11 protein-coding genes are annotated in these 12,674 nt (G+C 74.4%); 3 read left to right on the top strand and 8 right to left on the bottom strand.

The genetic code is table 11. The features are described 5' to 3' along the window. Nucleotides 1-165 precede the first annotated feature (165 nt). Genes galK through Q0795_RS01970 form a run of 3 tightly spaced genes read right to left on the bottom strand, consistent with a single transcriptional unit; the run spans nucleotide 166 to nucleotide 4,778 of the window. Nucleotides 166-1,362, bottom strand: coding sequence for a galactokinase (galK, locus tag Q0795_RS01980; RefSeq protein WP_298885842.1), 1,197 nt, complete (start codon nucleotides 1,360-1,362; stop codon nucleotides 166-168). Then, entirely contained in the window at nucleotides 1,359-2,630 is a 1,272-nt protein-coding gene (locus Q0795_RS01975) for an FAD-binding protein (RefSeq protein WP_298885840.1), read from the bottom strand. The genes galK and Q0795_RS01975 overlap by 4 nt, the downstream gene beginning before the upstream one ends. A gap of 9 nt (nucleotides 2,631-2,639) precedes the next feature. Further along, nucleotides 2,640-4,778, bottom strand: coding sequence for an alpha-galactosidase (locus tag Q0795_RS01970; protein WP_298885838.1), 2,139 nt, complete (start codon nucleotides 4,776-4,778; stop codon nucleotides 2,640-2,642). 105 nt (nucleotides 4,779-4,883) lie between these two features. Between Q0795_RS01970 and Q0795_RS01965 the strand changes: the two genes are divergently transcribed. The 3 genes from Q0795_RS01965 to Q0795_RS01955 all read left to right on the top strand — a co-directional run bounded on the left by Q0795_RS01965 (nucleotide 4,884) and on the right by Q0795_RS01955 (nucleotide 8,002). Continuing rightward, nucleotides 4,884-5,087, top strand: a complete 204-nt coding sequence (locus Q0795_RS01965) for a hypothetical protein (protein ID WP_058890340.1) — start codon at nucleotides 4,884-4,886, stop codon at nucleotides 5,085-5,087. Nucleotides 5,088-5,207: 120 nt separating this feature from the next. Then, a complete protein-coding gene (locus Q0795_RS01960) occupies nucleotides 5,208-6,296 on the top strand; it encodes an acyltransferase family protein (RefSeq protein ID WP_298885836.1) in 1,089 nt (362 codons plus the stop codon). After that, entirely contained in the window at nucleotides 6,293-8,002 is a 1,710-nt protein-coding gene (locus Q0795_RS01955) for a gamma-glutamyltransferase (protein ID WP_298885833.1), read from the top strand. Before Q0795_RS01960 ends, Q0795_RS01955 begins: the two co-directional genes overlap by 4 nt. Before the next feature lie 27 nt (nucleotides 8,003-8,029). On the opposite strand, the gene Q0795_RS01950 is transcribed toward Q0795_RS01955, so the two are convergent. From Q0795_RS01950 to Q0795_RS01930, 5 genes are all read right to left on the bottom strand, one after another. Further along, nucleotides 8,030-8,296 (bottom strand): carboxypeptidase regulatory-like domain-containing protein, encoded by a 267-nt coding sequence (locus tag Q0795_RS01950; RefSeq protein WP_298885831.1) that lies wholly within the window; start codon nucleotides 8,294-8,296, stop codon nucleotides 8,030-8,032. A gap of 8 nt (nucleotides 8,297-8,304) precedes the next feature. Further along, a complete protein-coding gene (locus tag Q0795_RS01945; protein WP_298885829.1) occupies nucleotides 8,305-9,234 on the bottom strand; it encodes a serine protease in 930 nt (309 codons plus the stop codon). A 123-nt stretch (nucleotides 9,235-9,357) separates the two neighbouring features. Then, on the bottom strand, nucleotides 9,358-10,182 hold the full coding sequence (locus Q0795_RS01940; protein WP_298886595.1) for a sugar phosphate isomerase/epimerase: 825 nt from the start codon (nucleotides 10,180-10,182) through the stop codon (nucleotides 9,358-9,360). Between the two features lie 86 nt (nucleotides 10,183-10,268). Beyond that, nucleotides 10,269-11,468 (bottom strand): dihydrodipicolinate synthase family protein, encoded by a 1,200-nt coding sequence (locus Q0795_RS01935; protein WP_298885826.1) that lies wholly within the window; start codon nucleotides 11,466-11,468, stop codon nucleotides 10,269-10,271. Further along, nucleotides 11,465-12,670 carry a Gfo/Idh/MocA family oxidoreductase gene (locus tag Q0795_RS01930; protein WP_298885823.1) on the bottom strand — a complete coding sequence of 402 codons (1,206 nt, stop codon included), beginning with the start codon at nucleotides 12,668-12,670 and terminating at the stop codon, nucleotides 11,465-11,467. Before Q0795_RS01930 ends, Q0795_RS01935 begins: the two co-directional genes overlap by 4 nt. Nucleotides 12,671-12,674: the final 4 nt, after the last annotated feature.

Raw genomic sequence — 12,674 nt, 5'->3', positions numbered from 1 at the left:
GGGACGTCGTCCTCGCACCACCCAGCACGGCGCCCGGTGGACGCCGGAAGAAACCATTCACGGCGCTCGGTGGCCCCAGGGACAACCATTCACGACGCTCGGTGGCACCAGGGGCAACCATTCACGGCGCTCGGTGGGTATGCCGCCGGGCCGGATCGGGTCGGGTCAGGAGATCCGGTGCGCCGGGGCGCTCGGCGTGGCTCGCAGGAGGTGCGGGGGCTCCAGCCCCTCGGCGAGGAAGGCCTCGTGCACCGCGGCAGCGACGTCCTCGACGTCGCCCCGCCGCACCAGGGCCAGCGCCGAGCCACCGAAGCCGCCGCCGGTCATCCGCGCACCGGCCGCCCCGGCCCGCCGCGCGGCATCGACCGCGAGGTCGAGCTCACGGCAGGAGACCTCGTAGTCGTCGCGCAGCGAGACGTGCGAGGCCACCATGAGGCGGCCCACCTCCTCGGCGTCTTCCGCGCCCAGGGCCGCGACGAGGTCGAGCACCCGGGTGTTCTCGGTGAGCACGTGCCGCACCCGGCGCTGCGCCTCCTCGTCCCCCTCGAGCCGGTCCAGCACCCCGTCCACGTCCGTGTCGTGCAGCTCACGCAGGCTGGAGACCCCGAGGACGCGGCAGGCGCGCTCGCAGGTGTCCCGGCGCGCGGCGTACTGCCCGTCGGCGAGGCTGTGGTGGGCCCGGGTGTCGATGACCAGCACCTCGTGATCGGGCAGCGTCCACGACACCGGGGTGAGCGAGAAGTCGTCGCAGTCGATGAGCAGGGCGTGCCCGTCCACCGCGCGCAGCGAGACGGTCTGGTCCATGCCTCCGGTGGCCGCACCGGCGTAGTCGTTCTCCGCGCGCACGCACGCCTGCGCCAGCTCGGCCCGGTCGACCGCCGCCAGGCCCGGTACCAGCTCCGCGAGGGCCAGGGCGCCGGAGCAGGACAGCGCGGCCGAGGAGGACAGGCCCGCGCCGAGCGGCACCCGGCCGTCCACGAGGATGTCGGCGCCGACCGGCCCCGCCGCCCGCTCCGCCAGGATCGCGACGACGCCCGCGACATAGGCCACCCAGCCGCCCGGGGACCCCGCCCGGATCTGCGCCACCTCGCCCTCCCAGGCCTGTCCGGGCGCCTGCCGGGACACCACCCGCAGCCGCCCGTCCGGTCGGGTCCGCACGGCGCAGTAGGTGCGGTGGGCGAGCGCGAACGGCAGGCACCACCCGCCGTTGTAGTCGGTGTGCTCGCCGATGAGGTTGATCCGCCCGGGGGCCGCCCACACCCCGTCGGGCGCACCTCCGATCTCCTCCGCGAACGCCGCCCGCAGGCCCGGCTCGACGTCCTCGTCGGCCGTCGCCGGCGACCACATCACCTCGTCCGTCACAGTCCCACCCTCTCCAGGTAGTCGTTGCGCAGCGCCCCGCGCGGATCCATGCGTGCCGCCAGCTCGAGCATCCGGCCCCGCTGCGGGTAGAGCTCCTCGATGCGTCCGGCCAGGGCGCGTTCGTCGAAGAGCTTGCCCCAGTGCGGCCGTGCCCCGAGCGGGTCCAGCCCCTCCTCGATCCGCGGGAGGAGTGCCTCGACGGCGGGCTGGTCCCGCCGCCAGGTGACGTGGAAGGCGACGCTGTCCTCCTGCGCGGGGTCGAGCCACTGCCGGCCGCACGACACGGTGCGCATCTCCGCACTCAGGGCCAGCCCGGCGAGCTCGCCCGCCATCCCCCGCAGCCGCTCGAGGGCCGGGCCGACCGAGCGGCGCGGCAGCAGCCACTCCGACTGGAGCTCCTCGCCGGCCGAGGGGGTGAACCCCATCCGGAAGTGCGGCAGCCGGTCCAGCCAGGGGCCGGGCACGCCGCCCTGCTGCGTGCAGTGCTCGGGCCGCCCGCCCCGGATCATGTGCCGCGGCCCGTCTGCCGGCCGCAGCCCGAGGGCGTCGACACCCGGGACGCCGGACCCGGTCCGGGGCTCGTCCACCCGGTCCTTCACCCATACCTGGGTCGTCCGGTCCGGGTCCCGCCAGTCGGTGAAGACCGAGACGCTCGTGCCCAGCCCGGTGACGGCGTCGAGGTCCTCCACCACCTGGTCCCAGGTCAGGCCCTCGTAGACGGTCTGCGCCACGTCGTAGGTGGGCTCGACCTCCAGCTCCACCACGGTGACGGCGCCGAGCATGCCGAGCGACACCACGGCGCCACCGAAGTCGGGGTCCCCCCGCTCCAGCCGCACCTGCTCTCCCCCGGTGGTGACGACCTCCACGGCGGCGACGCCCTCGGCCAGCGACGCCGCGCCGTCGCCCGACCCGTGGGACCCGGTCGCCACCGCCCCCCCGACGGTGATGTGCGGCAGCGAGGCCATGGCGTGCAGCGCCCACCCCTCCTCCTGGATCCGGGCCCCCACCTCGCCGTAGGTCAGGCCCGCCCCTGCGCGCACGACGCGTCGCTCGCCGTCGACCTCGAGCTCGGCCGGCAGCCGGCGCAGGCCGACCAGGGTGCCCGTCGTGTCGGCGACCCGGTTGAAGGAGTGCCGCGAACCGAGGACCCGGACGCGCCGCGCCCCGGCCATGACCTCGGCCAGCTGACCGATGCTGGTCGGCTCGACCAGCTCACCGGCCGAGTAGTCGAGGTTGCCGGCCCAGGTCCGTCCCGGTGCTGGTGCCATCCGCTCAGCCTACGCCCGGGCCGCGCGCCAGATCTGGCCGTGCTCGGGGTGCAGGGGCTGCATCGGCAGGCCCACCTCGGCGAGCACCCGGCCGGGGAGCACGACCCCGTCCACCGCCCACGGCACCACCCCGGGGCCCGCGCGCAGCGGCTCCTGGCCGGGCCGCTCCACGGTCACGCGGTAGCGCGCGTCCGGGTCGAGGCCGGGCAGCCGCACCCGGTGCGGACCGGTGGTGGCGGGCCGGGCCAGCGCGGCGATCTGGTAGAGCGCCTCGGACCGGTCCTGCGCCACCGTCCCGTGGACCCAGGTCACCTCGTCGTGGTGGTCGCCGTTGACGACCCGACCGGTATGCAGCAGCTCACGGTGCGCGCGGTGAAAGTCGACCCACGCCGCCAGCTCGGCGAGCTCGGCCTCGGTGCAGGTGGCCAGGTCCCACTCGATCCCCAGGTGGCCCCACAGCGCCGTCCCGGCGCGGAAGTCCAGGTCGTGGCGGCGGCCGGTGGTGTGCGAGCGGCCCGAGGCGATGTGCGTGCCGACGAGCTCGGGGGGCAGCAGGAGCATGGTGCCGCGCTGGATCTGCTGCCGCTCCAGCGGGTCGATGCAGTCCGAGGCCCACACCCGCACGGTCCGCTCCAGGATCCCCAGGTCGACGCGACCGCCGCCGGCCGAGCAGGACTCGATCTCCAGGCCGGGGTGGGCGGCCAGCAGCTCGTCCATGAGCCGGTAGACCGCGAGCGTGTGCGCCCGCACCCCCGGCTCCCCGCCCGGGGTGTGGCCGGCGTCGTTGAGGTAACGGTTGTGGTCCCACTTGAGGTAGGCGATGTCGTAGCGCTCCAGGAGCGCCCGCAGCTGGTCGCGGACGTGGGCGTAGGCGCCCGCGTGACCCAGGTCGAGCACGTGCTGCTGGCGCGACTCCAGCCCGCGACGGCCCCCGGCGGAGAAGATCCACTCCGGGTGCGCCCGCGCCAGGTCGGAGTCCAGGCTCACCATCTCCGGCTCCACCCAGAGGCCGAACTCCATCCCGGCGGCGTGCACGTGCTCGATCAGCGGGTCCAGCCCGTCCGGCCACACGTCCGGCGAGACCACCCAGTCGCCCAGGCTGCTCGTGTCGTCCCGGCGCCCCCCGAACCACCCGTCGTCGAGCACGAACCGCTCGGCCCCCACCCGCGCACCCCGGTCGACGAGGTCCGTCAGCCGGTCCAGGTCGTGGTCGAAGTAGGTCGCCTCCCAGTTGTTCAGGGTCACCGGGCGGGGCCGGTCGGGGTGGTGCGGCCGGCTGCGCAGCCAGGCGTGGAAGCGCCCGGCGACCTCGTCGAGCCCGGTGCCGTGCGCGGCATACAGCCACGGGGTGGCCAGCTCCCCGCCTGCGCCCAGGCGCACCTCGCCGTGCTCGAGCCGTTCCCCCGACCCCAGGACGCGCGAGCCGTTGAAGAGCCGCTCGGCGTAGGTGGTCTGGTTGCCGCTCCACCCCAGGTGCACCGCCCAGACCTGTCCGTGCCCGAAGCCGAAGCCCGGCTCCCCCGCGCACAGCAGGTGCACCGCGTCCAGGCCGGTGCGCCCGGTGCGCACCTCCCGGCTGTGCACGCCGACGTCGAACGGCTGGCGCTGCGGCACCCGCTCCATGGTGTGGCGTCCGGCGAAGTCCAGCAGCTCCCCGGCCCGCTCGGGCACCGGCAGCGCGACCCGGACGGCACCGACGTCGTACGTCTCCTCGCCGGTGTTGGTCAGGGTGGCCCGGGTGCGCAGCAGCCCGCCCGGGTGCAGCTCGAGCTCGAGGACGACGGCGAGGTATGCCGTGTCGTCCGCCGCGCGGACCCGGACCCGCTGGGTGCCGTCCGGGGCCGTCGACACCGCGGCGGGCCCCTGGGTGCGGAAGGCGGGCGACCAGTCCCGTCCCTGCCGCGACCCCTCGACCCCGGGGCGACCGAGCCAGGCGCGGGCGTGCTCGGGCAGCAGGCTGACCTGGTCGGCGAGGTCGAACGGGCTGTCGCCGCGGGCGACCCGCCCGGCCGTGGTGACCCCCGCGAGGTCCTGCTCGTCCAGGTCACCGAGGTCGGCGCCCCAGTGGCGGACCACCGGGAGCAGGTCGTCGGCGAGGTCGAGGACGAGGGAGGTGCCGGCGGCGCGCAGGTGCAGCAGGGAGGTCACCGCCCCACCCCACTGCACCGGGACCACCGGTGTCCAGTCGGACCCCGGACCCAACGTTCATGTCGCGTCCACCCACCCGCAACGTCGCGTCGTTAGCGTCGCTGCGTGGCTAGGGAGCTGGAGTTCATCAAGGGCGTCGACAAGCTGCACGCGTTCTACACCGAGCACGTGCGGATGCTGGCCCACGCCTACGACCTCAGCGACGAGGATGCCGCCCGCATCCTCGACCGCTTCGACTTCAAGAACGTCTCCCGGTCCATCCTGGCGCCGGCCCGGGTGGACCTGTTCGAGGCACCGCCCGAGCTCTGAGCCGGCACCGGCGGCGTGGTCCACCTCCCGGTCGGTGGGTGCGGCGCCACGTAGACTGGGGCTCCTGTCCTGACGGGCCCTCGCCCGCGGACCGCTCCCCGCCCTCCACCCGGGACGCCGATGACCACTGCTGAACCAGGCCCGACCCGACGGTCCGCTCGACTGCACGGGCTGGACGTCGCGCGCGGCCTGGCCATCGTCGGGATGATCGTCGTCAACGTCGGGCCGATCCAGGTCGACTCCTTCCTGCAGCGGCTCTACCTGCTCCCCTACGGCCGGGCCTCGGTCCTCTTCGTGACGATCGCCGGGATCGGCATGGGCTTCTTCCTGCGCGGCCGGACCGGGCCACGCCGGTGGCGCGAGCTGTCCTGGCGCATCGTCCTGCTCCTGGTCCTCGGCCTGGTGCTGCAGACCCTCACCAGCAGCGTGAGCGTCATCCTCACGACCTACGCGCTGCTGTTCCTCCTCGCCCCCCTGGCGTGGCGGCTGCCCTCCCGCCGGCTGCTGCTCGTGGCCGGTGTCCTCACCGTGGCCGGACCGCTGTGGATCGTCTGGCACGACCTCGAGGTCCACGGGCACGCCCAGGGAGCCGTCAGCCTGCTGACCCCCCGGGACGAGGTCGTCCACTCGCTGCTCATCGCCGGGCCCTACCCGCTGGCCAGCTGGTCGGTGCCCTTCCTCGCCGGCCTGTGGCTGTCCCGCACCGCCCTCGGCGACCCCCTCGTCCAGCGGCGGCTCATGCTGTGGGGTGCGGTGACCGCGGTCGTCAGCTTCGTCGTGGCCGACCTCACCTACTCCGCCCTCGGGCCCGAGGCGGACGTCGGCTGGACCCGCATCCTCACCGGCGTCGCGCACGGGCAGATGCCGCTGTGGATCGTCAGCGCGACCGCGGGCGCCTGCTTCGTCGTGGGCGCGTGTCTGCGCTGGGGGGTGCGGGGCCGCCTCAGCCGCTGGCTGGCGAGCGGGGGCACGATGGCCCTGACCCTCTACGTCCTGCACGTGCTCGTCCTGGCGCTCATCAAACCGGAGGAGGGGTTCCCCTTCCTCGTCGGCGTGCTCACCGCCACCGTGCTGTGGACCGGGCTGCTCGCCCTGGCCGTGGCGTGGCAGCGCGGCGGCAGGAGCGGGCCGCTGGAGCGCCTGTTGCGCACGCCGTGGCTGCGTCCGGCCACCCCCACCCACCGACCCTCGCAGGAGCGCCTGTCGTGACCCCCCGCCATACCCTTCCCGCCGCCCTCGCGGCGCTCGCGCTCACCGCCTGCAGCGGCGGCGAGCCGGCACCGGAGGCGGGGCCGACCACGGCGGCCGAGCCCCCGGCCGCCACCTCCAGCGCGCCGCCGGACGACGCCCCTGCCACCACCGAGCCCGCTCCCGCGGAGGCCGCGCCCAGCACCACCGCGCCGGAGCCGCCGCCGGAGCCTGAGCTCGGCGCCAGCGGGGTGAGCGCGGGACACCCCCTGGCCGCGGAGGCTGGGATGCAGATGCTCGAGCAGGGCGGGTCGGCGGTGGACGCCGCGATCGCGGCGGCGTTCACCGACGCGGTGACCCAGCCGTCCTCGTCGGGCATCGGCGGCGGGGGCGTCACGATCGTCGCGGCCGACGGCGAGGCGGTCAACTACGACTACCGCGAGGTGGTCAACGCCGAGGGCCAGGTCCCCGAGGACGGCCTCGGCGTGCCCGGCTTCGTCGCCGGCATGCAGCGTCTGCACGAGGAGCACGGCGAGCTCCCCTGGGCGGTGCTGCTGGAGCCGGCCATCACGGTCGCCCAGGACGGGCACCCCGTGTCGGACTTCGTCGCCGAGGCGCTGCGGACCCCCTTCGGCGAGGCGGCCACGAGCGACCTGCCGCACTTCCGGTCCGGCGGGGCTCCGTTGCAGGCCGGCGACCTCCTCGTCCAGACCGACCTGGCCGCGACCATGCGGACCCTGGCCGAGGAGGGCGCGTCGTCCTTCTACACCGGCTCCCTGTCCGAACGGGTCGCCGGCGTCCCGGGGCTGGACGCCCGCACGCTGCAGGACTACGAGGTCCAGGTGTCCGCCCCCGCGGCGGGCGGCCTGGGCGAGGACATCCTGCTGTCCGGGGCCCCGCCCCTGCCGGGCGCCGCCATCGTGCAGATGGCGCAGATCGCCGAGGCCGGTGGCATCGGTGACGTCGACCCCGACTCCGCCGAGTTCGTGGACCGGCTCTCCCAGGCCTGGCTGGTGGCCGACCGGACCGTGCAGGAGGAGCTGGGCGACCCGGCGTTCGTGGACGTGCCGGTGGAGCGCATCACCGACCAGGAGGCGAACGCCGCGCTGGCCGCCGACGTCTACGACGGGGACGGCGGCGTGGCGGCGGTCGCCGACCCCTACGACAGCGCGCCCAACACGACCCACATCTCGGTGGTCGACGAGGACGGCGTCGGGGTCTCGATGACCAACACCCTCACCAGCTTCTGGGGCAGCGGGCGCTACCTGGACGGGTACTTCCTCAACGACCAGCTGTCGCGGTTCTTCGCGATCGGCGTCTCGGACGCCAACCAGCCGGAAGCGGGCCGACGCTCGGTGTCGTGGAGCGCCCCGTCGATGGTGGTCGACGAGGACTACCGGCCGGTGCTCGTCGTCGGCACCCCGGGCGGCCGGCAGATCCCGAGCACCACCGCCTCGGTCGTGCTGCGGTGGGGCCTGCACGGCGAGCCCCTGGACGCGGCCGTCCCGGCGGGGCGCTTCCTCCTCAGCGACGGTCGGCTGCGGCTCGAGGAGCCCGCGCTCGCCGACGAGCTGCGCTCGATGGGGTATGCCGTGGACGTCGCCGACCCGGCGCAACGCTCCAGCTTCGGCTCGGTGCAGGCGCTCGCGGTCGACTGGGAGCGGGGGACCGTGGCCGGTTTCGCCGACGACCGTCGGTCGGCCGGCTTCCTCGTCGACTCCCCCTGAACGGCTGAGCCCCGGGGCGTCCCCCGGTCAGACCTGCGGGCCCGCCCGGCCGAGCCGGAGCTCCAGGACGTGCTCCGTCGGCGCCGTGAGCCGCGCCCGCGCGCTCGCCGCGTCGCCGTGGACGGCCACGACATACTCCCCGGGGCTCGGCAGGTCCAGCTCGAAGGTGCCGTCCGCACCGGTGAGCAGCGCGATGTCGGGCAGCGGGACGGGCCCCGCCTCCAGCGCCACGCGGGCGCCGGGGACGGGGCCGCCGTCGGCGTCGAGCACGACGCCACGGATCCGTGCGGTCATCCGGCCGGTCAGCCCTTCCAGAGCTTGAGGTTGTCGAACACGGGCTTGTTGATGCGCGTCCCGCTGTTGCTCCCGGACCCACCGTAGGCGTGGATCGCCACGGCGTAGCGGCCTCCCTCGTGGAACACGTAGACCCCGCTTCCGCTCTGCCCGCCGGCCGTGTCCAGGGTGTAGTACACCTTGCGCGCGCTCAGCGCGGCGACGCCGCTCCAGTGGTACCACTGGGTGCCGGAGGGCTTGTCGCCCGGGTAGCCGGACAGGTTGAGGCTCTTGGCGTTGAGCGTGGCGTCCGACCAGTTGGCGAAGCCCAGCCAGCCGGTGGCACTGCCCTTCGGCTCGGTGAGGAGCAGCGCCCCGTAGTCGAACTCGTGGTCGGGACCGGTGGTCCAGCCGTGGACGCTGCGCAGCTGGGCACGGGGCACCAGGAACCGGCCGTAGGGCAGGCTCGCGCCGTTGCGCCCGGGCATGACCTCGATGCTGCGCACCCACCCGTGCCGCTGGGTGCCGGGGGCGTGGATGAACACGCAGTGACCGGCGGTGATGATGCTGCTCGGGCCGTTGAACCACCCGGTGCCGATCCACTGCGAGCCGTCGTTGGCGGTGATGAGCAGCGAGCAGTGGACGCGCCACGGGTAGCTGCCGGTGGCGGTGATCTGGACCCGGTTGTCCGGGCCCTGGACGGTCTCCGCGTCGACCGGGGGGCCGTAGGTGGCCTCCCCGACCGGCCGCAGGCCCGACGTGTCGGGGGCCTGCTCCACCGCGCCGAGCGCCTGCGCCATGACGGCTGCGACCGGCTCGATGTCCAGCCCGGCGGCGGCCTCCTCGTGCGCGCCGTCACCGGCTCCCGGGTCCTCGGTGAGCTCCTCGGTGCCGACCTCGTCGGCCGGCTCCGCCTCCGGCGCCACCGGCTCGTGCGGGTTGATGTCGTGGTGTGACATGGGTTCTTCTCCTCCTCGGGCGCACCGGCCCCTGCGCCGGTGCATGATGAGAGGAGTCGGGTGGGCGCCGTCAGATACCCGGCGCCGCAGGCCAGGGGGCCCCGCAGGCTCCGGGCCGGTGACTCAGAGGTGCGGCTGCACCAGCTCGACGTAGCGCCGGGCCATCGTCGCGACGACGTCCGCCCCGGGGGCGGCCCACACGTCGGCGTGGAAGATCTCCACCTCGACGTCGCCCGCGTAGCCCGTCTGCGCGACCTGTCGGGTGAAGGCCGGGAAGTCGATGTGCCCGTCGCCCATCATCCCCCGGCTCAGCAGCGCGTCGGCCGGGAACGGCGTGATCCAGTCGCACACCTGGTAGCTGACGATGCGGCTGCCGGCCCGGGCGATCTGCTGCTCGACGCCGGGCTCCCACCAGAGGTGGAAGGTGTCGACGACCACGCCCACCGTCTCGGGGTCGAGCTGCTCGGCGATGTCGAGGGCCTGGCCCAGGGTGGAGACCACGCCACGGTCGGCGGCGAAGATCGGGTGCATCGGCTCGATGCCGAGCCGCACGCCGTGCTCGGCCGCGACGGGCTGCAGCGCGCCGATGGCCTCGGTCGCCCGTGCCCTGGCTCCGGGCAGGTCCGTGTCGCCGTCGGGCAGGCCTCCGGGGACGAGCACCAGGGTCGCCGCACCGAGCGCGGCGGTCTCCCGGACGGCCTCCACGTTGGCCTCGTGGGCGGCGGCGACCGTCTCGGGGTCGGCGCCGGTGAAGAAGCCACCACGGCACACCGAGGAGACGCGCAGCCCCGCGTCCCGGACCCAGCGGACGGCCGTCTCCAGACCCACCTCGGCCACCGGCTCGCGCCAGACACCGATCGAGGGCAGCCCAGCGGCCAGGCACCCGTCGATCGCCTCGCGCAGGGACCAGCCGGCGCAGGTGCGCTGGTTGAGCGAGAGCCGCGCCAGCCGCGGGTCCCCGGGCTCCGGTGTCGGCACCGAGGCCGGGCGCCCCGAGGGCACGTCGAGCGGGACGGTCCCCGTCTGCGCCGGCGTCACGGCGTCAGCCCCGCGCCGGCGAGCCACGTGCGCATCCGCTGCGCCGCCAGGTCGGGGTCCGGGAACAGCTGCGCCTCGTCGGCCAGCTGGAAGAGGGTGGAGAGGTGCACCGCGCTGCGCGCCGACTGCAGACCACCCACCATGACGAAGCCAGGCTGCTGCCCGGTCAGCCAGGAGAGGAAGGCGATGCCGGTCTTGTAGTGGAAGGTGGGACGCTCGAAGATGTGCCGGGACAGCGCGAGCGTCGGCGCCATCTCCCGGTCGTAGGTCTCGAGGTCCCCCTCGTCGAGCGCCGCCAGGGCCGCGGAGGCGGCGGGAGCGATGGCGGCGAAGGCTCCCAGGAGGGCGTCGGAGTGGTACGTGCCGTCCCCCCTGATGAGCTCGGGGTAGTTGAAGTCGTCCCCGGTGTAGAGGCGGACGCCCTCGGGCAGGGCCGCCCGCAGCCCGACCTCGTGCTCGGCCGACAGCAACGACACCTTGACCCCGTCGACCACGTCGGCCCGGTCGTGGACCAGGCGCAGGAACGCCTCCGTGGCCGCAGGCACCTCGCTGCTCCCCCAGTACCCGGACAGGGCGGGGTCGAACATCTCCCCCAGCCAGTGCAGGATCACCGGCTCCTGCGCACGGTCCAGCACCGGGTCGAGGACGCTGCGGTAGTCCGCCTCGCCCTCGGCGGCGGCCGCGAGCTGCCGCGAGGCCATGACGATGACCTGCGAGCCGGTGCCCTGGACGAAGTCCAGCTGCTCGAGGTAGGCGTCGCGCACCGCCCCCAGGGTCCTCGCGTCCGGGGCGTGGTCGGTCCCGGCGCCGCTCGCGATGCGGGCGCCCAGCTCGGCCGCCTGGGCCGCGCTGCGGGTGACCAGCTCCTGCACCGCCGCCCAGTCCAGCCCCATGTTGCGCTGGGCGGTGTCCATCGCCTCGGCGACACCGAAGCCGTAGCGGAACAGGCTCCGGCGGAAGGCGAGGGTCGACTCCCAGTCGACGCGGGCCGGTGCACCCGGGGTGTTGTCACCGTAGGGGTCGGCCACGACGTGGGCCGCCGCGAAGGCGACCCGGCTGGTGTAGGGCTCCGGGTGCTCCTGCCACTCCCTCGGGGCGTGCAGGGTGACCTCGCGCCAGCGGCCGTCGGCCCCGGGCAGCGCGACCCTGTCCGACCCCGTCGTGGTGGGCGCCCGCCGCGCGGTGGCCGTGCTCACGCCACCGGCTCCGTGGCGCGCAGCTCCTCCATCGACGCCTCGTCCGCGGGAGGCGTCGCGAGCTCGGCCAGGTCGACGCTGCGCCGCTCGGACGACGACCGCAGCCCCGCCTCGACCAGCTGGAGCCCGCGCACCCCGGCGGCGAAGTCGTAGGCGTGCGGCCGGCCGGCGTGCACGTCCATGAGGAACTGCTCCCACTGCGCCCGGAAGCCGTTGCCGAACTCGGTGTTGTCGGGGATCTGGGCCCACTGCGCCCGGAAGTCCTCCTCGGTCGGCAGGTCGGGGTTCCACACGGGCTTGGGGGTGCTGACGGCGGGTTGGATGCGGCAGCCGAACAGGCCGGCCACGGCCGACCCGCGGGTGCCGTCCACCTGGAACTCGACGAGCTCGCCGCGGTCCACACGCACCGCCCAGGAGGAGTTGACCTGGGCGATGACCCCGCCCGCCAGCTCGAAGATCGCGTATGCCGCGTCGTCCGCGGTCGCGCGGTACTCCCGGCCCTGCTCGTCCCACCGGGTCGGGATGTGGGTGACCGCGCGGGCGGTCACGGACTCCACGGCGCCGAAGAGGTTCTCCAGCACGTAGTTCCAGTGGCAGAACATGTCGAGGACCATCCCGCCGCCGTCCTCGGCGCGGTAGTTCCAGCTGGGTCGCTGGGCAGGTTGCACGTCGCCCTCGAAGACCCAGTAGCCGAACTCGCCGCGGACCGACAGGATCGTCCCGAAGAAGCCGGAGTCGATGAGGCGCTTGAGCTTGATGAGGCCGGGCAGGTACAGCTTGTCGTGGACCACGCCGTTGATGACGCCCGATGCCGCGGCGGCGTCCACCATCTCCTGACCGTCACCGACCGTCTCGGCGATGGGCTTCTCGGTGTAGATGTGCTTGCCCGCGGCGATGGCGCGCAGGATGGCGCCCTTGCGCTCGCTGGTGACCTGGGCGTCGAAGTAGACGGTGGCGCTCTCGTCGGCCAGCGCCGCGTCGAGGTCGGTCGTCCAGTCCTTCACGTCGTGCCGGCGAGCCAGCTCCTGCAGCTTCTCGGCGTTGCGCCCGACGAGGACGGGCTCGACCTGGATGCGGTCGCCGGAGGGCAGCTCGACCCCGCCGGCGTCGCGGATGGCGAGGATCGAGCGGACGAGGTGCTGCCGGTAGCCCATCCGGCCGGTCACGCCGTTCATGATGATGCGGGTGGTGTGGGTGGCCATGGTG

Origin of the sequence: uncultured Serinicoccus sp. (assembly GCF_947487915.1) — a bacterium.
Classification (GTDB): domain Bacteria; phylum Actinomycetota; class Actinomycetes; order Actinomycetales; family Dermatophilaceae; genus Ornithinicoccus.
This window is presented reverse-complemented; position numbering and strand designations above follow the sequence as displayed.

Bases quoted from the DNA above. Each gene is read 5' to 3' on its own strand.
- Q0795_RS01975 (WP_298885840.1), bottom strand. From the start codon at position 2,630: ATGGCACCAGCACCGGGACGGACCTGGGCCGGCAACCTCGACTACTCG.
- Q0795_RS01960 (WP_298885836.1), top strand. From the start codon at position 5,208: ATGACCACTGCTGAACCAGGCCCGACCCGACGGTCCGCTCGACTGCAC.
- Q0795_RS01950 (WP_298885831.1), bottom strand. From the start codon at position 8,296: ATGACCGCACGGATCCGTGGCGTCGTGCTCGACGCCGACGGCGGCCCC.
- Q0795_RS01945 (WP_298885829.1), bottom strand. From the start codon at position 9,234: ATGTCACACCACGACATCAACCCGCACGAGCCGGTGGCGCCGGAGGCG.
- Q0795_RS01930 (WP_298885823.1), bottom strand. From the start codon at position 12,670: ATGGCCACCCACACCACCCGCATCATCATGAACGGCGTGACCGGCCGG.